The following is a 22,617-nucleotide window of genomic DNA, read 5'->3' on the forward strand; positions in this document are numbered from 1 at the left end:
GTGCGCTGAGCTCTACTTCCGCTGGTGGCCGTTCGCGGCCTGCTGGCTGTCGTCGTACTTCTCGTACGCGTCGACGATACGGCCGACCAGCTTGTGCCGGACGACATCCTCGGACGTGAGCCGCGAGAAGTGGATGTCGGGCACCCCTTCGAGGATGTCCTGCACCTGCCGCAGACCGCTGCGGGCCCCGCCGGGCAGGTCCACCTGCGTGACGTCACCGGTGATCACGATCTTCGAATCGAACCCGAGCCGGGTCAGGAACATCTTCATCTGCTCGGTGGTCGTGTTCTGCGCCTCGTCGAGCACCACGAAGGCCTCATTGAGGGTGTTGTGCGTCAGCAGGTAGTCCTGCGTGACGTACAGCGAGTCCTCCGCGGCCACCTGGATGCAGACGGCCTCCTCGCGCCCCGCGGGCTCGATGGAGTCGATGAACCGCATCGGGCGCCCACCGCCGCCGGCCGCGTGGTAGGTCTCCCGCTTGCGGCTGAGGCGGAAGGGTTCGACGCCCTCCGGGAGCCTGATGTCCACGATGTGCGCGTCGTACCGGTGGGCCGCCAGGGCGGTGCCCTGCTCGCGGCCCTCCGCCGCACGGCGCCGGGTGTAGGCCACCCCGCCGAGGGACTGAACGAGGGCGATCACATCGTCCCGCAGGAGGATCGACGTGGTCGAATACTGGATCCGGCAGCTGCGGTCCCGTTGGGTGACCGGGCCCCCGTCGGAGTCGAGCAGCCCCTGGAGCACCGCGAGGCGCACGTCCTGCGTGTTGAAGAGGTAGTCGTCGGGGACGTGCTTGGAATGCGAGCGGGAGCCGAGCAGGTCCAGCTCGCGCATGACCCTGGTGACCGGGTTCTCCAGCGTGACCACGTCTCCGGGCGACTTCACCCTGTTGAGCACGTAGTCGGGACCGCCCCTGTGCCGGGCGGTGACACCGGGCAGCGCGGCCTCGAGCGCCCGGACGAGTTCCTCGTCCCCCGTCGAGAAGGAGGGCGTCGTGGAACCGGTGATGCATCCGTCGCCCAGCAGGAGTCCCAGAGCATAGGGGTCCATCGGGACCTCGCGCTCGGGGAAGGCGACCGGGGCGGTGAGCATCGGCAGTTCGTAGCGGCGCGCGTGCGCCGCCCGGAGGCCGCCGATCATCTCCTTGGTCTCCAGGACCCGCCACGGCTTGTCCCGGCGCTTGTCCGACGCCGTGCGGACCGTCCACAGGTGCTCGCCGCAGCAGAGCGTCCAGGAGCCGTCCTGGGCCGTGACGCGGTAGATGTCCTTCTCGCCCTGCGGGTAGACCCCGAGGACGGGTGTCGGCTCACCGTCGGACCCCACGACGAGGTCACCGACCCGGAGGTCGCCGATGGCCCGCCAGCCATCCGGGGTCAGGACCTTCGTGAAGACCGGCTGCGCCCTTCCCCTCATGTAGGCGAGGGGGGCGACCTCGATGGTGCCCGCCGCCATCAGGCGGGGGATCGAGTCCGGGTCCAGCATGTCGTGCAGGGCGTCGTACAGGGGGCGCAGGTACGGGTCGATCTTGTCGAAGAGGGTGCCGGGGAGGAAGCCGAGGCGTTCGCCCGCCTCGACCGCCGGGCGGGTCAGGATGATCCGGCTGACCTGCTTGGACTGCAGGGCCTGGACCGCCTTGGCCATGGCGAGGTAGGTCTTTCCGGTACCGGCGGGGCCGATGCCGAAGACGATCGTGTTCTTGTCGATCGCGTCGACGTACCGCTTCTGGTTCAGGGTCTTGGGGCGGATGGTGCGCCCGCGGCTGGAGAGGATGTTCTGGGTGAGCACCTCGGCCGGGGTCTCCGCCTCGCCACCGCCGGTGCCGTTCGCCTTGAGCATGGCGATCGAGCGTTCCACTGCGTCCTCCGTCATCGACTGCCCGGTGCGCAGCACCAGCATCATCTCGTCGAACAGGCGCTGGATCAGGGCGACTTCGTCGGCCGGTCCGATCGCGCTGACCTGATTGCCCCGAACATGGATGTCGGCCTTCGGGAAGGCCTTCTCGATCACGCGCAGCAGCGCGTCGCCCGAGCCGAGCACCGTCACCATCGGGTGCGTCGCCGGTACGGTGAAGTGGGCTCGCGCCTGGCCCGGCGCGGGGGTGTGGGCTGTCGGTGTCTGAGTCATGGGCCGGCACTGTGGCCTGCGCATACCTCCCGCTGAGGGGCCGCTCGGGTCGTCGACCTCCGGAGTACCAAGGGTACGTCCACGCCGGGGCTTCCCCGAGGGGTTTTCCGGTCCGGCCCCCGGGTGTTCCCCCGCCGTTCCCGTACGGGACGCGGTCGGCCCGGGGCCGGGCCGGGCGAGACGGCCTAGACGGGGTGGCGGAAGCCGATGGTGGGTACCGCGCGGCGGCGCGCGGCGGGGGTGGCGCCCGGGGGCAGCAGGGCGTCGAGGAAGGCGTAGCGGCCGCGCAGGGCCTCCGGGGCGGTGCGCCACCAGTGGGCCACCTCGGGCCAGCCCGGGGCGGAGAGGGAGCCGCCGAACTCCTGGACCGAGAGCGCGGCGGTCAGCCCCGCGAAGGCGAGCCGGTCGGCCAGGGGCCAGCCCGCCAGGCTGCCGGTGACGAACCCGGCCACGAACACGTCCCCGGCGCCGGTCGGGTCCAGGGCGTCCACCGCGATCGCCGGGACCTCGGCCGTCTCCCCGGTGCGGGCGTCCACCGCGTACGAGCCCTCCGCACCCATGGTCACCACCGCGACCGGGACCTTCTCCGCGAGGGCCCGGGCCGCGGCGCGCGGACACTCGGTCCGGGTGTAGCGCATCGCCTCGCCGGCGTTGGGCAGGAAGGCCTCGCAGTGGCCGAGGTCGGGCAGGGCGGCCAGGTCCCAGCGTCCGGTGTCGTCCCAGCCGACGTCGGCGAAGATCCGCGAGCCCCGGCGGGCGGCCTCGGCGACCCAGCCCTCGGCCGGTCCGGCCGCGAGCGAGGCCACGGCGGCCCGGGTCTGCGCCGGACACCAGGGGAAGGGGCCGGGCCCGGTGGGGGGTGGGGCCTCGTGGCCGTGGGAGACCATCGTGCGCTCACCCTCGTAGGCCATGGAGACGGTGACGGGGCTGTGCCAGCCGGGGACGGTCCGTGACATCGACAGGTCGATGCCCTCGCCCTGTTCGAGGGCGTCCCAGCAGTACTCGCCGTAGTGGTCGTCGCCGAACGCGGCGGCCAGCGAGGTGCGCAGGCCGAGCCGGGCCAGGGCGGTGGCCATGTTGGCGACGCCGCCGGGGCTGGACCCCATGCCGCGCGCCCAGGACTCCGTACCGCGCACCGGGGCGGAGTCGAGGCCGGTGAAGATGATGTCGAGGAAGACCGTGCCGGTCAGGAAGACGTCGCAGCCCGGGTCTTGGGGGTCGCGCAGCGGGCCCAGCGGGTCCAGCTTGCCCGGGCGGATGGTGCGGCTGTCCCGACTGGTCACGATGTGCTCCCCGTTGAAGTGTCGTTTCTGCTTGCGGTTCATGGGTGGAAAGCTGCGAGCCCTGCCCGTGCCCGGCAGGAGCGAAACCCAGTGTGACGTACATCACCGTCCGCTCGTGCCCCGTCACGCCCCGCGCCGGGCGGGGAGGCGGCCGGGGAGCCGCCGGACGGGGGCCGGGCGGCGCAGCGGGGCCGGGGGCTCACGGCCCCGGGGCGGGGCCGGGGGCCTACGGCCGCTTCGGCACGGCGACCCGTACGAGGTCCGCCGCGATCGTCAGCTCGCCCTCGAAGCCGGCCGCGCGGGCTTCGCGCTCGAACTCCGACGGGTCCGGGTAGCGCTGCGAGAAGTGCGTCAGCACCAGGTGCCGCACGCCCGCGTCCCGCGCCACCCGCGCCGCCTGGCCCGCGGTGAGGTGCCCGTGGTCGCGGGCCAGCGCGGAGTCGGCGTCGAGGAAGGTCGACTCGATCACCAGCAGGTCGCAGCCCCGCGCCAGCTCGTCCACCCCGTCACAGAGCCGGGTGTCCATGACGAAGGCGAACCGCTGCCCGGCCCGGTGCTCGCTGACGTCCTCCAGGGTGACCTCGCCGAGCCGCCCCTCGCGCTGGATCCGGCCCACGTCGGGGCCCTTGATCCCGTGCCGGGCGAGCAGCTCCGGAACCATCCGGCGGCCGTCCGGCTCGGTCACCCGGTAGCCGAAGGACTCCACCGGATGCGAGAGCCTGCGCGCCTCCAGGAGGTACGGGGGCCCCTCGGCCAGGATCCCGTCCCGCTCCACCGGCTCCTCGCGCAGCCGGACGGTCTCCCGGTAGGCGGTGGCGTAGCGGAGCCGGTCGAAGAACTTCTGCCCCGAGGCCGGGTAGTGCGCGGTCACCGGGTGCGGGACCCGGTCGAGGTTGATCCGCTGGATCACCCCGGCCAGGCCGAGGCTGTGGTCACCGTGGAAGTGGGTGACACAGATCCGGTTGATGTCGTGCGCGGCGACCCCGGCCCGCAGCATCTGGCGCTGCGTGCCCTCGCCCGGGTCGAAGAGGATGCCCTCGCCGTCCCAGCGCAGCAGGTAACCGTTGTGGTTGCGGTGCCGGGTGGGTACCTGGCTGGCGGTGCCCAGGACCACGAACTCTCGTACGGACACGTGCTATCCGGGGGGCCACTGGAGGCCGCGGCCGCCGAGGACGTGCGCGTGGGCGTGGAAGACGGTCTGCCCGGCTCCGGCACCGGTGTTGAAGACGACCCGGTAGCCGTGGTCGACGATCTTCTCGTCGGCCGCGACCTGTCCGGCCTCGCGCAGCACGTCGGCGGCGACGGCCGGCTCGGCGGCGGCGAGGGAGGCGCCGTCGGGGTAGTGCGCCTTGGGGATGACCAGGACGTGCGTCGGCGCCTGCGGGCTGATGTCGCGGAAGGCGACGGTCGTCTCGGTCTCGCGGACCACGGTCGCCGGGATGGTCCCCGCGACGATCTTGCAGAACAGGCAGTCCGCCTGCGGTTCCCCGGCCATGGCCGTGCCTCCCGTGTCGTTGATCGGTCCGGGCATCGTAACCGTCCGCGCCCCGGCCGTCGGGCTCCCTGTAGCGGACTACGACCAGCGGCCGGTGCGCGCCAGCAGGACCGCGGTCGCGGCCGTCCCCGCCGTCGAGGTCCGCAGCACCGAGCGCCCCAGCCGGTACGGGTGGGCCCCGGCCGCGGCGAAGGCGGCGAGCTCCTCGGGCGACACCCCGCCCTCGGGGCCGACGACGAGCACCACGGAGCCGGAGGCGGGCAGCGGGGCGGTCGCCAGGGCCTGCGAGGCGGTCTCCCGGTCCTCGTGGAGCACCAGGGCCAGGTCCGCCCCGGCCAGCAGGGCGGCGACCTGCTTGGTGGACAGGACCTCGTCCACTTCGGGGAACCGCACGCGGCGGGACTGCTTGCCCGACTCCCGGGCGGTGGCGCGCCACTTGGCGAGTGACTTCGCCCCGCGCTCCCCGCGCCACTGGGTGATGCAGCGGGAGGCCTGCCAGGGGACGATGGCGTCGACGCCGGTCTCCGTCATCGTCTCGACGGCGACCTCGCCCCGGTCGCCCTTGGGCAGCGCCTGCACCACGGTGATCCGTACGGCCGGCTCGGGCTCCTCGGCGGTCGCGGTGACGGAGACGACCAGCCGGTCCTTGCCCTCGGCGGCCCGGACGACGGCGTCCGCCCAGTGCCCGCGGCCGTCGGTGAGGACGAGCTCCTCGCCCGGGGTGAGCCGCTTGACCGACACCGCGTGCCGGCCTTCGGGGCCGTCCAGTACGAACTCGGGCCCCGCGGGGACCTCTTCGACCACGAACACGGGGGCCGTCATGACGCTCTCCTCATCTGCAACACCTTCAACGCGCTCTGTGCTTCGGCCAGTTCGGCCGCCAGCACCTCCACCAGCGCTCCCGCGGGCAGGGCCCGCGCCAGCCGGTGGCCCTGTCCCGCCCACAGGGCCATGCCCTGCGGGTCGCCCGCCGCGGCGGCCGCCGCGCGCAGTCCCGCGGTGATGTGGTGGACCTGCGGGTAGGCGGCCGGGGCGTACGGTCCGTGCTCCCGCATGAAGCGGTTGACCAGACCCCGGGCGGGGCGTCCGGAGAAGGCCCGGGTGAGTTCGGTGTGCCCGAACAGCGGGTCGGTCAGCGCCTTCTTGTGCAGGGGGTGCGCGCCGGACTCCGGGCAGACCAGGAAGGCCGTGCCGAGCTGCGCCGCCTCCGCGCCCGCCGCGAGCAGCGCCGCGATCTGCGCGCCGCGCATCAGGCCGCCCGCGGCGGTGATCGGGAGCGCCACGGCCTCGCGCACCTGCGCGACCAGCGAGAGCAGGCCGACGCCGGCCGTGCCGTCGGTCTCCGGATCGTCGCGGTGGGTGCCCTGGTGGCCGCCCGCCTCGACGCCCTGGACGCAGACGGCGTCGGCGCCCGCTTCCTGGGCGGTGCGGGCCTCCTCTACGGAGGTCACGGTGACGACGGTGTGGGTACCGGCAGCGCGCAGGCGGGCGAGGACCTCGGGGGCGGGGCAGCCGAAGGTGAAGGAGACGACCCGGACCGGGTCCTCCAGGAGGATGGCGAGCTTGGCCTCGTAGCCGTCGTCGCAGGTGCCGATGATGTCCTCCTCGGCGAGCGAGACCCCGTACCAGGCGGCCTCGCCGGCGAGCTGCCCGCGGTAGGCCTCGACGGCGGCGGGGTCGACGTAGCCGGTCTGCGGGAGGAAGAGGTTGACGCCGAAGGGCCGGCGGGTGAGTCCGCGCAGCTGCTTGATCTCCTGGTACATGCCGTCGGCGGTCTTGTAGCCGCCGGCGAGGTGGCCCAGGCCGCCGGCTTCGCACACGGCGGCGGCGAGGGGCGGGCCGGAGACCCCGCCCGCCATGGGGGCCTGCACGATCGGGTACTGGTGGAGACCGTTCGGTGCGGAGGACATGGACTGCATCGTGCCACGTCCGGCGCACCGCACCGAATCACGGCAATTCGCCTGGCATAGTCCGCTTCCCTCCCCCCGTGAGGGAAGCACGGAGCCCGGTCCGGGGCGTCCCCGGACCGGGCTCGTACGTGCCGTTCGGTGTGGCTCAGCGGCCGTTGAAGGCGTCCTTCAGGCGGCTGAACAGGCCCTGCTGGCCGGGGGCGAACTGGCCGGTCGGGCGCTCCTCGCCGCGCAGCTTCGCGAGCTGGCGCAGCAGGTCCTCCTGGGCGGCGTCCAGCTTGGCGGGGGTGGTGACCTCGACGTGCACGATGAGGTCTCCGCGGCCGCCGCCGCGCAGGTGCGTGACGCCGCGCCCGTGCAGCGGGATGGCCTGGCCGGACTGGGTACCGGGGCGGATGTCGATCTCCTCCAGGCCGTCCAGCGTCTCCAGCGGGCACTTGGTGCCGAGCGCGGCCGCCGTCATCGGGATGGTGACGGTGCAGTGCAGGTCGTCCCCGCGGCGCTGGAAGGTCGGGTGCGGCAGTTCGTGGATCTCCACGTACAGGTCGCCGGCGGGGCCGCCGCCGGGGCCGACCTCGCCCTCGCCCGCGAGCTGGATCCGGGTGCCGTTCTCGACGCCGGCCGGGATCTTGACCGTCAGGCTGCGGCGGGAGCGGACCCGGCCGTCGCCCGCGCACTCGGGGCACGGGGTCGGGACCACGGTGCCGAAGCCCTGGCACTGCGGGCAGGGGCGCGAGGTCATGACCTGGCCCAGGAAGGACCGGGTGACCTGCGAGACCTCACCGCGGCCGCGGCACATGTCACAGGTCTGCGCGGAGGTGCCGGGGGCGGCGCCCTCGCCCGAGCAGGTGGTGCAGACGACGGCTGTGTCGACCTGGATGTCCTTGGTCGTCCCGAAGGCGGCCTCGTCCAGTTCCAGGTCGAGCCGGATCATGGCGTCCTGGCCGCGGCGGGTCCGCGAGCGCGGTCCGCGCTGCTGGCTCTGGCCGAAGAAGGCGTCCATGATGTCGGAGAAGTTGCCGAAGCCGCCGGCTCCGAAGCCGCCGGCGCCACCGCCGCCCGAGGAGGACAGCGGGTCGCCGCCGAGGTCGTAGACCTGCTTCTTCTGCGGGTCCGAGAGCACCTCGTAGGCCGCGTTGATCTCCTTGAAGCGCTCCTGCGTCTTCGGATCCGGATTCACATCCGGGTGGAGTTCACGCGCGAGGCGCCGGAAGGCCTTCTTGATCTCGTCCTGGGAAGCGTCGCGGCGCACGCCGAGTACGGCGTAGTAGTCCGTGGCCACTTACGACTCCGCCAGGATCTGTCCGACGTAACGTGCCACTGCGCGTACCGCTCCCATCGTTCCGGGGTAGTCCATGCGGGTCGGTCCGACCACGCCGAGTTTGGCGACTGCTTCGCCGCCCGAACCGTAGCCGACCGAGACGACCGACGTGGAGTTGAGCCCCTCGTAAGCGTTCTCGTGACCGATGCGTACGGCCATCCCCGACTCACTGGCCTCGCCCAGCAGCTTGAGGAGCACGACGTGCTCCTCCAGCGCTTCGAGCACCGGCCTGATCGTCAGGGGGAAATCATGTCCGAAGCGGGTGAGGTTGGCGGTGCCGCCGATCATCAGCCGCTCCTCCGCCTCCTCGGCCAGCGTTTCGAGGAGCGTCGCCAGGACGGCCTTGACGGTCGCCCGGTCGTCGTCGGTCTCGAACGACTCCGGAAGGTCCTGCACGAGCTGCGGCACGTCGGTGAACCGACGGCCGACGACCCGGCTGTTGAGCCGTGCCCGCAGGTCGGCGACGGAGGTCTCGCCGAAGGGGGTCTGGGTGTCGACGAGCCGCTGCTCGACCCGCCCGGTGTCCGTGATCACCACGAGCATCAGCCGGGCCGGGGCCAGCGACAGCAGTTCGACGTGCCGGACGGTGGAGCGGGTCAGCGAGGGGTACTGGACGACGGCGACCTGCCGGGTGAGCTGCGCGAGCAGCCGCACCGTCCGGCCGACCACGTCGTCGAGGTCCACGGCCCCGTCGAGGAAGTTCTGGATCGCCCTTCGCTCGGGCGTGGACAGCGGCTTGACCCCCGCGAGGCGGTCGACGAAGAGGCGGTAGCCCTTGTCGGTGGGGATCCGGCCCGCGCTGGTGTGGGGCTGGGCGATGTAGCCCTCCTCCTCCAGCACGGCCATGTCGTTGCGCACGGTCGCGGGCGAGACGCCGAGCCGGTGCCGCTCGGTGAGGGCCTTGGAGCCGACCGGCTCCTCCGTTCCGACGTAGTCCTGGACGATGGCGCGCAGCACTTCGAGTCTGCGTTCACTGAGCATCGCGCACACCTCCGGATGCGGTCGGTCTGTCGGTCGTCGGTCTGTGGCCGGTCCGCCGGTCTGGCTGGCCCGGCCGGTCCCGCTGGTCCCCTCGTTGGCACTCTGAGCGCCCGAGTGCCAGAGATCCCCCGGTCAGTGTACGGGTGGGTAGTGCGCCCCGGGCAAGGGCGGCCCGCCAGGGTAGCGTCGCCGCATGGACGTACGTTGGGAAGAGGCGGGCTGGGAACGGCTGACCGGACGCGTCGGACGCCGACGGCTTCCGGTGTGGGACTGCACGGTGGGACTGGTGGTGGGGGACGAGTCGGTGCTCCTGATCGACCCCGGTTCGTGCGTGCGCGAGGGGGCGCTGGTGCGGTCGGAAGCGGAGCGGCTGACCGGCCGGAGCGTGACCCATATCGCATTCACACACGGACATTTCGACCACGTCCTGGGTGCTCCCGCCTTCCCGGAGGCATCGTTCTACGGGGCCGTCGGCCTGGACCGGCTCCTGGGGACCCCGGGCGGCCGCGAGGAGCTGTCCGCGAGCGCCCGCCGGCACGGCCTGGACGCGACGGAGGCGGCCGGGGCGGCCGCCCTGACGCGGGCGCCGCAGCACCCGGTGTCGGACGAACGGACCCTGGACCTGGGCGGCGCCCGGGTGCTGCTGGCCAACCTCGGGCCCGCGCACTCGCAGCACGACCTGACCGTACTGGTGCCCGGCGAGCGGGAGACGGTGTTCTGCGGGGACCTGGTGGAGGAGTCGAGCGAGCCCCAGGCCGGCCCGGACGCGGTGCCCGGACAGTGGCCCGCGGCCCTGGACCGGCTGCTCGCCCTGGGCGGGGAGGACGCGCTGTACGTGCCCGGCCACGGAGCGGTGGTCGACGCCGGCTTCGTCCGTGCGCAACGCGCCACACTGGCGGCCCGGTTCGGCGTGTCGGAGGCGTGAGCGGGGCCGCTCTCCTATCGTCGGCCGGATGCGTGAGTACTCCCCCGACCTGACCCCGCAGTGGAAGCGCGCCCGGCCCGTGCCCGAGGTGCCCGCCGACCCCGACCTGGTCGTCGAGGTGGCGGGCACCGACTTCTGCGGGGCCGTGGTGGGCTGCGAGGCGGGCACCGTGACCCTGGAGGACCGCTTCGGCAAGCGGCGGGTCTTCCCGATGGAGCCGGCCGGCTTCCTGCTGGAGGGCGCGGTGGTGACCCTGGTCCGCCCCTCCCGGGCGCCCGCCGCGCCCGCCCGCACGGCCTCGGGCTCGCTGGCCGTCCCCGGTGCGCGGGCCCGGGTGGCGCGGGCGGGGCGGATCTACGTGGAGGGCCGCCACGACGCCGAGCTGGTGGAGCGGGTCTGGGGCGACGACCTGCGCGTCGAGGGGGTCGTCGTGGAGTACCTGGAGGGCGTCGACGACCTGCCCGCGGTGGTGGCCGGCTTCGCCCCGGCCCCGGACGCCCGCCTGGGCGTGCTGGTCGACCACCTGGTGCCGGGCTCGAAGGAGTCCCGGATCGCGGCGTCCGTGGACGGCCCCGACGTGCTGGTGGTGGGCCACCCGTACGTGGACGTCTGGCAGGCGGTGAAACCGTCCGCCCTCGGCATCCCGGCCTGGCCGGTGGTCCCGCGCGGCCAGGACTGGAAGACGGGCGTGTGCCGGGCCCTGGGCTGGCCCGAGAACACCGGGGCCGCCTGGCAGCACATCCTGTCCCGGGTGTCCTCGTACCGGGACCTGGAGCCCGTCCTGCTGGGCCGCGTCGAGGAACTGATCGACTTCGTCACGGCGCCCGCCTAGGCGCCGCAGCGGGCGCGGTCAGTCGACCAGGTCCCGGACCACCGCGTCGGCCAGCAGCCGCCCGCGCAGGGTCAGTACCGCGCGCCCGGCGCCGTACGGGGCCGCCTCCAGCAGCCCGTCGGCCAGTGCCCGGCCGGCCGCGGCGAGCCCGGCCGGGGCGAGCAGCGACAGCGGGACGCCGTCGGCCAGCCGCAGCTCCAGCAGGATCCGCTCCACGCGCCGGTCCTCGGCCGACAGCAGCTCGCGCCCCGCGCCCGGGGAACGCCCCGCGGCCAGGGCCGCCGCGTAGGCGCCGGGGTGCTTGACGTTCCACCAGCGGACCCCGCCGACGTGCGAGTGGGCCCCGGGGCCGGCGCCCCACCAGTCGGCGCCGCGCCAGTACAGCTCGTTGTGCAGGCAGCGCCCGGCCTCGGTCGTGGCCCAGTTGGAGACCTCGTACCAGGAGTACCCGGCCTCCGCCATCACGGAGTCGGCGATCAGGTACCGGTCGGCGTGGACGTCGTCGTCGGTCATCGGGACCTCGCCGCGGCGGATCCGGCGGGCCAGCTGCGTGCCCTCCTCGACGATCAGGGCGTAGGCGCTGACGTGGTCGGGGCCCGCGCCGAGGGCGGCGGCCAGGGTGGCCCGCCAGTCCTCGTCGGACTCGCCGGGGGTGCCGTAGATCAGGTCCAGGTTGACGTGCTCGAAGCCCGCCGCGCGGGCCTCCGCGACGCAGGCCTCGGGGCGGCCGGGGGTGTGGGTGCGGTCCAGCACCTTCAGGACGTGCTGCCGGGCGCTCTGCATGCCGAAGGAGATCCGGTTGAAGCCGCCCGCGCGGAGCTCCGCGAGGTAGGCCGGGTCCACGGACTCCGGATTGGCCTCGGTGGTCACCTCGGCGTCTTCGGCCAGCCCGAACTCGTCCCGGATCGCCGCGAGCATCCGTACGAGGTCCCGCGCGGGCAGCAGAGTGGGCGTGCCGCCGCCGACGAAGACGGTGCGCACGGCCCTGGGGTCGTCGCCGAGCACCTTGCGGGCCAGGCGGACCTCGTCGATCAGGGTGTCGGCGTAGTTCTCCCGGGAGGCGAGCACACCGCCGGTGCCCCGCAGCTCGGTGGCCGTGTAGGTGTTGAAGTCGCAGTAGCCGCAGCGCGTCGCGCAGTACGGGACGTGCAGGTAGAACCCGAGCGGCCGGTCCCCGGCACCCGCCAGGGCGTGCGACGGCAGCGAGCCGTCTTCGGGCATGGGTTCACCGTCGGGCAGTGCGGAAGGCATGGATCCATTGTCCCGCACTGCCCGAAGGTCGTTTACGCGCTCGCCGCCGGGCCGGCCGGCGTGCTCGCCGCCGGGCCCGGTCAGGCCTCGCGGGCGCCCTCGTACATCTCGTCGATGAGGTACTTGAACTCGCGCTCGACGACCGGCCGCTTCAGTTTGAGGCTGGGCGTGAGGTCGCCGTGTTCGACGTCCAGGTCGCGGGGCAGGAGACGGAACTTCTTGACCGTCTGCCACCGCTGGAGGCCCTCGTTGAGGGTCTGGACGTAGGTCTCGATCAGGCGGGCGGTCTCGGGCGCCGCCAGGACCTGCGCGTACGTCTTGCCCTCCAGGCCGTTCTCGGCCGCCCAGACCAGGATCGACGGTTCGTCGAGGGCGATCAGGGCGGAGCAGAAGTTCCGGTCGGCGCCGTGCACGACGATGGTCGACACGTACGGGCAGATCGCCTTGAACTGGCCCTCGACCTCGGCGGGGGCGACGTACTTGCCGCCCGAGGTCTTGATCAGGTCCTTCTTGCGGTCGGTGATGCGCAGGTAGCCGTCGGGCGACAGCTCGCCGATGTCGCCGGTGTGCAGCCAGCCGTCGCTCTCCAGCACCTCGGAGGTCTTGTCGGGCTGGCCGTGGTAGCCCTGCATGATGCCGGGGCCGCGGAGCAGGACCTCGCCGTCGTCGGCGATGCGGACCTCGGTGCCGGGCAGCGGCTTGCCGACGGTCCCGGTGCGGTAGGCCTCGCCGGGGTTGACGAAGGAGGCCGCGCTGGACTCGGTGAGCCCGTAGCCCTCCAGGATGTGGATGCCCGCGCCGGAGAAGAAGTAGCCGATCTCGGGGGCGAGCGCGGAGGCGCCGGAGACGGCGGCGCGCAGGTTGCCGCCGAAGGCCTCGCGGAGCTTGGAGTAGACGAGCGCGTCGGCGACCTTGTGCCTGGTGGCGAGGCCGAAGGGGGCGGTGGCCCGGCCGGTGCGGCGGAAGTTGTCCTGGGTGACCTTGGCGTACTCGCGGGCGACGCCCACCGACCACTGGAAGATCTTGTACTTGGCGCCGCCGCCGGCCCGGGCCTTGGCGGCCACGCCGTTGTAGACCTTCTCGAAGATGCGCGGAACGGCCGCCATGTAGGTCGGCTGCACGATCGGCAGGTTCTCGATGATCTTGTCGATCCGGCCGTCGACCGCGGTGACGTGGCCGACCTCGATCTGGCCGGAGGTCAGCACCTTGCCGAAGACGTGGGCCAGCGGCAGCCACAGGTACTGGACGTCGTCCTTGGTGATCAGCCCGGTGGCCACGGTGGCCTTGGCCATGTACGACCAGTTGTCGTGCGGCAGCCGGACGCCCTTGGGGCGGCCGGTGGTGCCGGAGGTGTAGATCAGGGTGGCGAGCTGGTCCGCGGTGATGGCCGCGATCCGCTCCCGGACCGCCTCGGGGTGCTCGGCGAGGTGCGCGTTGCCCAGCGCCTCCAGGTCGGCGAGGGAGAGCACCCAGCCCTCGGGGTCGCCTTCGGCGGCGACCGCGTCGGCCGCGTCCAGGACCACCACGTGGGCGAGGTTCGGCAGGCCGGCCCGGCGCTCGCGCGCCTTCGCCAGCTGGGCCGCGTCCTCGGCGATCAGCACCCGGCTCTCGGAGTCCGCGAGGATGTAGGAGGACTCCTCCGCGTTGGTGCTGGGGTAGATGGTGGTGACCGCGCCGCCCGCGCACATCACGCCGAGGTCGGCGAGGATCCACTCGACCCGGGTGTTGGAGGCGAGGGCGACCCGCTCCTCGGAGCGCAGGCCGAGGGCGATCAGACCGCCGGCGATGGCGAAGACCCGCTCGGCCGCCTGGCCCCAGCTGAGCGACTTCCAGTCGTCGGGGCCGCCCTCCGGACCGGCCGCCGGCACGGGGAAGCGGTAGGCCTCCGCGTTCGGCGTGGCGGCGACCCGCTCAAGGAAGAGGGCCGCCACGGTGGGCGGACGGTTCTCGATCATGGTCTGTGTGTCGCTCACGACATCCTCCGGACCGGTCCACGCGGCAGGGCGTGGGCGTGGGGGCGCTTGGGACGGGCGGGTGGTGCTGGCAGCTTTTGAAACTGGCGAGTAACCATCGAGCAGTGATCAGCGTAGAGGCCGTGCGCCCGCCGCGTAAGAGCCCCCGAGCGGCCGCTTGATAACGAAAAGGGCCCCCATGCGTATGCATGTGGGCCCTTTTGTCAGACATGGGGCGAGGCTACTTCTTGACCCGCCCTTGGTGACCGCTTGGCACTGCCGGTCGCCGCAGCTTTCGGTTACCGGCCGGTTACTTCTTCTTGGCGCCGGACTCGTCGCTGGAGAGGACGGCGATGAAGGCCTCCTGCGGGACCTCCACGGAGCCGACCATCTTCATCCGCTTCTTGCCCTCCTTCTGCTTCTCCAGCAGCTTGCGCTTGCGGGAGATGTCGCCGCCGTAGCACTTGGCGAGGACGTCCTTGCGGATGGCGCGGATGGTCTCGCGGGCGATGACGCGGGAGCCGATGGCGGCCTGGATCGGGATCTCGAAGGCCTGCCGCGGGATGAGCTCGCGCAGCTTGGCGACCAGGCGCACGCCGTAGGCGTAGGCGGCGTCCTTGTGGGTGACGGCGGAGAAGGCGTCGACCTTGTCGCCGTGCAGCAGGATGTCGACCTTGACCAGGCCGGAGGCCTGCTCGCCGGTGGGCTCGTAGTCGAGGGAGGCGTAGCCGCGCGTCTTGGACTTCAGCTGGTCGAAGAAGTCGAAGACGATCTCCGCGAGCGGGAGGGTGTAACGGATCTCGACCCGGTCCTCGGAGAGGTAGTCCATGCCGAGGAGGGTGCCGCGGCGCTGCTGGCAGAGCTCCATGATCGCGCCGATGAACTCGGAGGGCGCGAGCAGGGTGGCGCGGACGACCGGCTCGAACACGTCCTTGATCTTGCCCTCGGGGAACTCGCTCGGGTTGGTGACGGTGACCTCCTTCCCGTCCTCCATGACCACCCGGTACACCACGTTGGGCGCGGTGGCGATCAGGTCGAGGCCGAACTCGCGCTCCAGGCGCTCGCGGACCACGTCCAGGTGGAGCAGGCCGAGGAAGCCGACGCGGAAGCCGAAGCCCAGCGCCGCCGAGGTCTCCGGCTCGTAGACCAGCGCGGCGTCGTTGAGCTGGAGCTTGTCCAGGGCCTCGCGCAGGTCCGGGTAGTCCGAACCGTCGAGCGGGTACAGGCCCGAGAAGACCATCGGACGCGGGTCCTTGTAGCCGCCGAGGGCTTCGGTCGCGCCGTTGTTCAGGCTGGTGATGGTGTCACCGACCTTGGACTGACGGACGTCCTTCACACCGGTGATGATGTAGCCCACCTCGCCGACGCCCAGGCCGTCGGAGGGGGTCATCTCCGGGGAGGAGACGCCGATCTCCAGCAGCTCGTGGGTGGCGCCGGTGGACATCATCCGGATGCGCTCGCGCTTGTTGAGCTGGCCGTCGACGACACGGACGTAGGTCACGACGCCGCGGTACGAGTCGTAGACCGAGTCGAAGATCATCGCGCGGGCGGGGGCGTCCTTCGGGCCGACCGGGGCCGGAACCGTGGCGACGATCTTGTCCAGCAGCGCGTCCACGCCGAGACCGGTCTTCGCCGAGACCCGCAGCACGTCCTCCGGCTGGCAGCCGACCAGGTTCGCCAGCTCCTCGGCGAACTTCTCCGGCTGGGCGGCCGGCAGGTCGATCTTGTTCAGGACCGGGACGATCGCGAGGTCCTTCTCCATCGCCAGGTAGAGGTTGGCGAGGGTCTGCGCCTCGATGCCCTGGGCGGCGTCCACGAGCAGGACCGTGCCCTCGCAGGCGGCGAGGGAGCGCGAGACCTCGTAGGTGAAGTCGACGTGACCGGGGGTGTCGATCATGTTCAGGATGTGCGTGCTGCCCTGGCCCGCACCCTCCGTGGGGGACCAGGGCAGACGGACCGCCTGCGACTTGATCGTGATGCCGCGCTCACGCTCGATGTCCATGCGGTCGAGGTACTGGGCGCGCATCTGCCGCTGGTCGACGACGCCGGTGAGCTGCAGCATCCGGTCGGCGAGCGTCGACTTGCCGTGGTCGATGTGCGCGATGATGCAGAAGTTGCGGATCAGCGCCGGGTCGGTACGGCTCGGCTCGGGCACGTGGCTGGGGATCGCGGGCACGCAGTGTCCTGATTCTCGGGTCGCAGTCGGAAGCGTTTCCGGCTCTCGTCGGATCTTTACGCAGACTCCCATGGTCCCATGGACGGGGCAGTGCGCTCGGTTTGGGCCGGTCGGAGCGCGCCTGGTAGCCTGGGCAGCTGTGTCTCGTATGCCCTCTCAGCTGTCGGGACACAATCCGAAGATCAAACTCTGAACCTGAAAAGGCTCTTTCGTGGCGAACATCAAGTCCCAGATCAAGCGGAACAAGACCAACGAGAAGGCGCGCCTGCGTAACAAGGCCGTCAAGTCGTCGCTCAAGACCGCGATCCGCAAGGCCCGCGAGGCCGTCCTCGCCGGTGACGTCGAGAAGGCCACCGTGGCTTCCCGCGCCGCCGCGCGTGCGCTCGACAAGGCTGTCTCGAAGGGTGTCATCCACAAGAACGCCGCCGCCAACAAGAAGTCGGCGCTGGCCTCCAAGGTTGCCACCCTCCAGGGCTGAGCTCTGATGTGAAACGCCGGTAAGGACCCAGCGGGCCCTCTCTCCCGCTCCGGACCGGCTCACCGCGCCGCACGCGGCCTGCGTTCGCCACGCGGGTGCGGCGCACACCAGCAGTAGACGAAGGCCCCGGCCACCACCCTTCCCCAGGGCGGCGGCCGGGGCCTTCGTGCTGCCCCGCGGTGCCCGGCCGGACCGGTGCGGGCCCGGGCCGGTGCAGGGCTCGGGCTAGTGGCGCTGCGGGCGGGCCGCGCGGGCCACCGCGACGACCGCCTTCTCCAGGGCGTACTCGGGGTCGTCGCCGCCGCCCTTGACCCCCGCGTCGGCCGCGGCCACCGCGCGCAGCGCGTCGGAGACGGCGTCCGCCGACCAGCCGCGCATCTGCTGACGGACCCGGTCGATCTTCCACGGCGGCATGCCGAGGTCCCGCGCGAGGTCGCCCGGGCGGGCCCCGCGCGGTGCGGAGGCCAGCTTCCCGATCGCCCGGACCGCCTGGGCCAGCGCGCTGGTGATCAGCACCGGGGCCACCCCGGTGGACAGGGACCAGCGCAGGGCCTCCAGGGCCTCGGCGGCCCGGCCCTCGACCGCCCGGTCGGCGACGGTGAAGCTGGAGGCCTCGGCCCGCCCGGTGTAGTAGCGGCCGACCACGGCCTCGTCGATGGTGCCCTCGACGTCCGCGCACAGCTGCGTCACCGCGCTCGCCAGTTCCCGCAGGTCGCTGCCGATCGCGTCGACCAGGTTCTGGCAGGCCTCGGGGGTCGCCGAACGCCCCAGCGTCCGGAATTCGCCCCGTACGAACGACAGCCGGTCCGCCGCCTTCGTCATCTTCGGGCAGGCGACCTCCCGGGCCCCTGCCTTGCGGGCCGCGTCCAGCAGGCCCTTGCCCTTGACCCCGCCGGCGTGCAGCAGGACCAGGGTGATCTCCTCGTACGGCGCGATGATGTAGGCCTTGACCTCCTTCACCGTGTCCGCGCCCAGGTCCTGCGCGTTGCGGACGATCAGCACCTTGCGCTCGGAGAACAGCGAGGGGCTGGTCAGTTCGGCCAGCGTACCGGGCTGGAGCTGGTCGGAGGTGAGGTCTCGCACATCGGTATCGGCGTCGACGGCGCGGGCCGCCGTCACCACCTCCCGCACGGCACGGTCGAGGAGCAGGTCCTCCTGCCCCACCGCGAGGGTGAGCGGGGCGAGCGGTTCGTCGGTGGGGTTCTTCCTGGTGGCCATCGTCCCCAGCATCCCACGGCCCACCGACAGTCCCCCGCTCCCGGTGCCCGAGAATGGTCGGGTGAACGTGCGACATGTACTGGTCCTGCCCGACCGCGACGCCGCCGAGGAGGTGGCCCGGGAGGCCGCCGACCGCTTCGGCCTGCCCGAGGAACCCCAGTTGGTCCGCGACGCCCTCGCCGGCGAGGACGACGCCGAGGACGCCCAGTGGCTGGTCGTCGTCGAGGATCCGCGCGAACGCCTCGACGTCACGGCGCTGGACGACCTCGCCGCCGAGTACGAGGGCTGGCTGGAAGCCCCGTAGCAGCGGACCCGCGGCTACGCCTTGTGGACGATCTGCACGTCCAGCCCCACTTCCACGCTCGGCCCGATCGCCGCGATGCCGTGCGCCAGGATCGACTGCCAGTTCAGGGCGAAGTCCTCGCGGGGCAGCTCGGCGGTGGACCGGCAGGCGGCCCGCGGCTCCCCCTCCAGGCCCGTACCCGTGCCCAGGTACTGGGTGTCGAGGGTCACGGACCGGCTGACGCCGTGCAGGGTGAGCGCGCCGGCCACCGCCCAGCGGCTGCCGCTGCGGTGGATGAAGCGCTCGCTGTAGAACTCCACCGTCGGGTAGCGGGCGGCGTCGAGGAAGTCCGCGGACCGCAGGTGGTCGTCCCGCATCCGCAGACCCGTGTCGATGCTCGCCGCGTCGATGATGACGTGCATGGAGGAGTCCTCCATGCGCTCGGCTATCCGTACCGCTCCGGCGAAGGTCGTGAACCGGCCGTGGATCCGGGCGAAGCCGATGTGACGGGCGGTGAACCCGATCGACGAATGCGTCGGGTCGAGTTCCCAGTGGCCGGGCTGCGGCAGCAGCGGCGGCTCCACCGAGTCCAGGATGATCTCCGCCGTACCGGGCTGCGCCGGGTCCCCGACCAGCGTCGCCCCGTGGAAGGGCGCGTAGCCCTCGGCGGTGACGGAGAGCCGGTACTCCCCCTCCGGCATGGCGGCCGTGAACCCCCCGTAGGGGTCCGTCTCCCCGCTGACGACCCGTCTGCCGATCGGGTCGGTGACCTCGAACTTGGCCTGGCGCACGGGCTGGTGGACGGTGTCGAGGACCCGGCAGCTCAGCAGCCGGGCCGTGGGCGGCAGGGTCAGGGTCGCTGATGTGTGTGAGCCGGCACTTCCGGCCGTTTCCATCCCCCGTCGGCGTCCGAACATGACTGATGCACCCCCGTGCTGTGTGGACTTGGACCGTTCTGGCGAAGACGCATTCGATCATGCTGTCGGGTTGTGGGCAAACAGAGCGGTCGCGCCCGGTATGCCCGGGCCGGGTCCGCCGCCGTCCGGCCGGAAACGCTCGTATCCCCGCACCGCTCGCGGTAACGGCCACGGAGCCGTCCTCGTCGGTGCGCAGTACGGCCGTCCCACGGGCCCTCAGCTGCGAGAGCGTACCTGGTGCGGGGTGCCCGTAGCGGTTGTCCGCACCGACGGGGACGATGGCGAGCCTTGGCCGGATCCTTTCCAGCAGCCCGGGGTCCTGGTGCGCCGAACCGTGATGGGCCACCTTGAGCACGTCCACCGGCCCCAGCTCCGGGTGTTCCCTCAAGAGGGCCTGCTGCGCGGGCGGTTCGAGATCGCCCGGCAGCAGGAGCGTCAGCCCCGCCGTGCGCACCAGCAGGACGACGCTGGCGTCGTTGGGCCCCTCCGGCGCCGGCCCCGCGGCGGGCGGCCACAGCACCCGCCACTCCAGCGGCCCGGCCCTGCGCCGCTCCCCCGCACCCGCCGCCACCACGGGCACCCCGGCCGCCGCGGCGATCCGCCGGACCATCGCGGCCTGCCCGGGCGGCTCTTCCAGGGTGGTGGTCTGAATCACACCGACGGACCGGCCCCGCAGCACCCCGGAGAGCCCGCCGACGTGGTCCGCGTGGAAGTGGGTCAGCAGGAGCAGTGGGACACGGCTCACACCCAGGGCGCGCAGGCAGGCGTCCACCGGCCCGGGTTCCGGGCCCGCGTCCACGACGACGGCCGTCCCCGGACCGGCGGACAGGACGGCGGCGTCCCCCTGGCCGACGGCGCACTGGACGTAGCGCCAGTCCGGCGGTGGCCAGCCGGTGAGCGTACGGGTCAACAGGGGCGGCCGCAGCACCACGAGCAGCAGCACCACCACCAGCCCCCACCGCACCGCCCGCAGGCGCCCGTACCGGACCCCGAGCCCCACGACGGCCAACGTGACCACCCCCAGCAGCAGCCCCCCGACGGCCCCGCCCGGCCACGGCAGTTCCGCCCCCGGCAGCCGCGCCCCGGTCCGCGCCACGGCGGCGATCCACCCGGCCGGCACCCCCGCGCACCAGGCGAGCGCCTTCGCCGCCCCCATCCACGCCGGGGCCACGGCGAGCGACGCGAAGCCGAGCACCGTCGCCAGCCCCGCCGCGAGCTCCGCCAGCAGGTTGCACGGCACCGCGACGAGGCTCACCCGGGCGGAGAGCACGACCACCACCGGCGCGCACACCGCCTGCGCCGCGGCGGCGGCCCCCAGGGCGTCGGCCAGGCGCGGCCGCATCCCGCGCCGCCGCAGGGCCTCCCCCCACCGGGGCCCGAGGGTGAGCAGCGCCCCCGTGGCCAGCACCGAGAGCAGGAACCCGTAGCTCCGCGCCAGCCACGGGTCGTAGAGCACCAGCAGCAGCACCGCCCCGGCCAGCGCCGGGATCAGGGACCTGCGCCGCCCGGTGGCGATGGCGAGCAGGGTCACGGCGCCACAGGCGGCGGCCCGCAGCACGCTCGGCTCGGGCCGGCACACCACCACGAAGCCCAGCGTGAGCGCGGCCCCGCCCAGCGCCGTGGCCCGCAGCGAGAGCCCCAGGCGGGGCGCGAGCCCGCCCCGCTCGGCGTGCTGCGCGCGGGACGGGGCCCCGATGAGCAGGTACAGCACCACGGTCAGGTTGGATCCGGAGACGGCCAGCAGGTGCAGCAGATCGGTGGCTTCGAACGCCGCGTGCAGGTCGGCCGGCACCCGGGAGGTGTCCCCGACCACCAGCCCCGGCAGCAGGGCCCTGGCGTCGGCAGGCAGCCCCTCGGTGGCCTCCCGCAGCCCGGCCCGCAGGGTCCCGGCGACGCGCTGCGCCGCATCGGGGCCCCCACGCACCGCGGGCGGGGCGTCGGCCGCCGGGCGGAGCAGCGCGACGGCCCGTTCCCCGTCCCGGCCCGGAGCCAGCCGGGCGACCACCGCCACCCGGGTCGACGGCTGCAGTCCGGCCCATCCCGGATGCCCGGCCAGCACCCGTACCGGCGTCCGCACCCGGGTGCGCGTCCCGTCCGGCCCCGTCAGCCGGGTCACCACCGCGTCCAGGGCCACCACCGGCGGCCCGCTCCCGCCCCGGGCGGCCCGGGGGTCGGACCCGACGGTGAGCTCCGCGAGGACCCGGGCGTGCTCCCGGGCCAGCCCCGCCACGGGCCCCGACCGGGCTTCGGCCCGCTCCAGCCCGGCCACCCCCGCCCCGGCTGCCGCGCACAGCAACGCGGCGGCCGCCGCCGCGACCCGCCACGGCGGCTGCGCCCGGCGGCCCGCCGCCAGCAGCAGCACCCCCGCCACGGCCACCGCGAGCCCCGCCCCGGCGGCGGTCCACCCGCCGGGCGTCCCGAGCGCGAGGGCGGCCGCACCCCAGGCGGCCACCGCGGGCACCGCCAGCCGCAGGTCCGCCGCCGACGCCCCCGCCGACGCCCCCTGCCCGGGCCCGGCCGGCTCCGGCACCCCCCGCACCGCGCCGGGTCCCGCGGCGGCGCTCACGGCCGTACCAGCGCGCGCAGGTCGGCGAACCTGCGCTCGCCGATGCCGTCGACCTGCCGGAGGTCCTCCACGCCGCGGAACCCGCCCCGGGCGGTGCGGAAGTCGACGATGTGCCGGGCCAGCACCGGGCCCACCCCGGGCAGTCCGTCCAGTTGCTCCACGGTCGCGGTGGCGAGGCTCAGCGGACCGGGACCCGCCGGGCCGCCACCCCCCGGAGCGGGCTGCGCGGTGGCCCCCACCAGTACCTGTTCGCCGTCCACCAGGACCCGGGCCAGATTGAGCCCGGTGGTGTCGGTGCCGGGTCGCACCCCTCCGGCGGCGGTCAGCGCGTCCTGGACCCGGGAGCCGCCGGGCAGCCGACGCACCCCGGGCTCCCGGACCTTCCCGCCGACGTCCACCACGATGCGGGAGCCCGGGGCGGCGGACCCCGGTCCCACCGGGAGGGCCGCCGCCGATGCCGTCGCAGGGGCGATCACCGCCGGGGCCGTAACCGCTTGCGGCCGCCCGGACCAGTACTGCTGGCCGGCGAACCCCACGGCCGCGACCAGCACCACGGCGACGGCGGCCACCGTCCGCGGCTCCACCCCGCACCGGGCCTGTACCCACACCGGCAGCCGCTCCCGCACCCCCGGCCACCACCCACCGGCAACCCCCGTCCCGGCCCCCGCGGCCACACCCGGTGCCGGCTCCCCCGCCCGAGCACCCCCGGCAACACCGCCCGGCTCCGGGCTCCCCGCAGCCGGCTCCACCGGCCGCACGCCCTCACCGCCCCGGTCCGGCGGATCGGCCACCCGCACCCCACCGACCCCAGACCCCGGGCCCGCACCGGCCCCGGGACCCAGGCCCGAGTCCTCCCCCGGTGGCGACGCAGCGCCCAGCAGGGCCTCCGCGCGCCGCCGCAGTACGGA

The 22,617-nt window shown here is 73.4% G+C and carries 18 protein-coding genes and 1 pseudogene; 4 read left to right on the plus strand and 15 right to left on the minus strand.

All coding sequences use genetic code 11. From position 1 onward, the window contains the following. Positions 1-12: 12 nt before the first annotated feature. The 8 genes from ACGFXC_RS09950 to hrcA form a co-directional block, all read right to left on the minus strand. Positions 13-2,121 (minus strand): PhoH family protein, encoded by a 2,109-nt coding sequence (locus tag ACGFXC_RS09950; protein WP_393711305.1) that lies wholly within the window; start codon positions 2,119-2,121, stop codon positions 13-15. Between the two features lie 185 nt (positions 2,122-2,306). Then, positions 2,307-3,446 carry a carbohydrate kinase family protein gene (locus ACGFXC_RS09955; RefSeq protein WP_393711307.1) on the minus strand — a complete coding sequence of 380 codons (1,140 nt, stop codon included), beginning with the start codon at positions 3,444-3,446 and terminating at the stop codon, positions 2,307-2,309. A 184-nt stretch (positions 3,447-3,630) separates the two neighbouring features. After that, complete coding sequence (locus ACGFXC_RS09960) at positions 3,631-4,536, minus strand: ribonuclease Z (protein WP_393711309.1); 906 nt, start codon at positions 4,534-4,536, stop codon at positions 3,631-3,633. A gap of 3 nt (positions 4,537-4,539) precedes the next feature. Continuing rightward, positions 4,540-4,899, minus strand: a complete 360-nt coding sequence (locus tag ACGFXC_RS09965) for a histidine triad nucleotide-binding protein (RefSeq protein WP_393712186.1) — start codon at positions 4,897-4,899, stop codon at positions 4,540-4,542. A 78-nt stretch (positions 4,900-4,977) separates the two neighbouring features. Then, a complete protein-coding gene (locus ACGFXC_RS09970) occupies positions 4,978-5,721 on the minus strand; it encodes a 16S rRNA (uracil(1498)-N(3))-methyltransferase (protein WP_393711311.1) in 744 nt (247 codons plus the stop codon). Beyond that, on the minus strand, positions 5,718-6,809 hold the full coding sequence (locus tag ACGFXC_RS09975) for a nitronate monooxygenase (RefSeq protein ID WP_393711313.1): 1,092 nt from the start codon (positions 6,807-6,809) through the stop codon (positions 5,718-5,720). The genes ACGFXC_RS09970 and ACGFXC_RS09975 overlap by 4 nt, the downstream gene beginning before the upstream one ends. A 145-nt stretch (positions 6,810-6,954) precedes the next feature. After that, positions 6,955-8,091, minus strand: a complete 1,137-nt coding sequence (gene dnaJ, locus ACGFXC_RS09980) for a molecular chaperone DnaJ (protein ID WP_393711315.1) — start codon at positions 8,089-8,091, stop codon at positions 6,955-6,957. Continuing rightward, positions 8,092-9,111, minus strand: coding sequence for a heat-inducible transcriptional repressor HrcA (gene hrcA, locus ACGFXC_RS09985; RefSeq protein WP_393711317.1), 1,020 nt, complete (start codon positions 9,109-9,111; stop codon positions 8,092-8,094). Between the two features lie 193 nt (positions 9,112-9,304). Here hrcA and ACGFXC_RS09990 point away from each other — a divergent pair, with 193 nt between their 5' ends. Both ACGFXC_RS09990 and ACGFXC_RS09995 read left to right on the plus strand, forming a co-directional pair. After that, entirely contained in the window at positions 9,305-10,036 is a 732-nt protein-coding gene (locus ACGFXC_RS09990; RefSeq protein ID WP_393711319.1) for an MBL fold metallo-hydrolase, read from the plus strand. Between the two features lie 28 nt (positions 10,037-10,064). After that, on the plus strand, positions 10,065-10,868 hold the full coding sequence (locus ACGFXC_RS09995) for a DUF3097 domain-containing protein (RefSeq protein ID WP_393711321.1): 804 nt from the start codon (positions 10,065-10,067) through the stop codon (positions 10,866-10,868). A gap of 18 nt (positions 10,869-10,886) precedes the next feature. Here ACGFXC_RS09995 and hemW read toward each other — a convergent pair whose 3' ends face one another. The 3 genes from hemW to lepA all read right to left on the minus strand — a co-directional run bounded on the left by hemW (position 10,887) and on the right by lepA (position 16,247). After that, a complete protein-coding gene (hemW, locus tag ACGFXC_RS10000) occupies positions 10,887-12,119 on the minus strand; it encodes a radical SAM family heme chaperone HemW (RefSeq protein ID WP_393711323.1) in 1,233 nt (410 codons plus the stop codon). A gap of 80 nt (positions 12,120-12,199) precedes the next feature. Beyond that, the gene (locus ACGFXC_RS10005; protein ID WP_393711325.1) at positions 12,200-14,092 is read right to left on the minus strand and encodes an AMP-dependent synthetase/ligase; all 1,893 of its coding nucleotides are present in this window, start codon (positions 14,090-14,092) and stop codon (positions 12,200-12,202) included. Between the two features lie 289 nt (positions 14,093-14,381). Then, a complete protein-coding gene (gene lepA / locus ACGFXC_RS10010; RefSeq protein WP_393711327.1) occupies positions 14,382-16,247 on the minus strand; it encodes a translation elongation factor 4 in 1,866 nt (621 codons plus the stop codon). 211 nt (positions 16,248-16,458) lie between these two features. On the opposite strand from lepA, the gene rpsT reads away from it, so the two are divergent. Further along, positions 16,459-16,725, plus strand: a complete 267-nt coding sequence (gene rpsT, locus ACGFXC_RS10015) for a 30S ribosomal protein S20 (protein ID WP_266788134.1) — start codon at positions 16,459-16,461, stop codon at positions 16,723-16,725. 225 nt (positions 16,726-16,950) lie between these two features. Here rpsT and holA read toward each other — a convergent pair whose 3' ends face one another. Further along, positions 16,951-17,943, minus strand: coding sequence for a DNA polymerase III subunit delta (holA, locus tag ACGFXC_RS10020; protein WP_393711329.1), 993 nt, complete (start codon positions 17,941-17,943; stop codon positions 16,951-16,953). Positions 17,944-18,004: 61 nt separating this feature from the next. Here holA and ACGFXC_RS10025 point away from each other — a divergent pair, with 61 nt between their 5' ends. Further along, entirely contained in the window at positions 18,005-18,247 is a 243-nt protein-coding gene (locus ACGFXC_RS10025) for a hypothetical protein (RefSeq protein ID WP_393711331.1), read from the plus strand. A gap of 14 nt (positions 18,248-18,261) precedes the next feature. On the opposite strand, the gene ACGFXC_RS10030 is transcribed toward ACGFXC_RS10025, so the two are convergent. The 3 genes and pseudogenes from ACGFXC_RS10030 to ACGFXC_RS10040 all read right to left on the minus strand — a co-directional run bounded on the left by ACGFXC_RS10030 (position 18,262) and on the right by ACGFXC_RS10040 (position 22,335). Beyond that, entirely contained in the window at positions 18,262-19,122 is an 861-nt protein-coding gene (locus ACGFXC_RS10030) for a YceI family protein (protein ID WP_393711333.1), read from the minus strand. A gap of 157 nt (positions 19,123-19,279) precedes the next feature. Beyond that, a pseudogene (locus tag ACGFXC_RS10035) lies at positions 19,280-21,673 on the minus strand (ComEC/Rec2 family competence protein); the annotation flags it as partial. A gap of 32 nt (positions 21,674-21,705) precedes the next feature. Further along, complete coding sequence (locus ACGFXC_RS10040) at positions 21,706-22,335, minus strand: helix-hairpin-helix domain-containing protein (RefSeq protein ID WP_393711335.1); 630 nt, start codon at positions 22,333-22,335, stop codon at positions 21,706-21,708. Positions 22,336-22,617: the final 282 nt, after the last annotated feature.

This window comes from Streptomyces sp. NPDC048507 (assembly GCF_043199995.1).
In the GTDB taxonomy this organism is placed as follows: Bacteria; Actinomycetota; Actinomycetes; order Streptomycetales; family Streptomycetaceae; genus Streptomyces.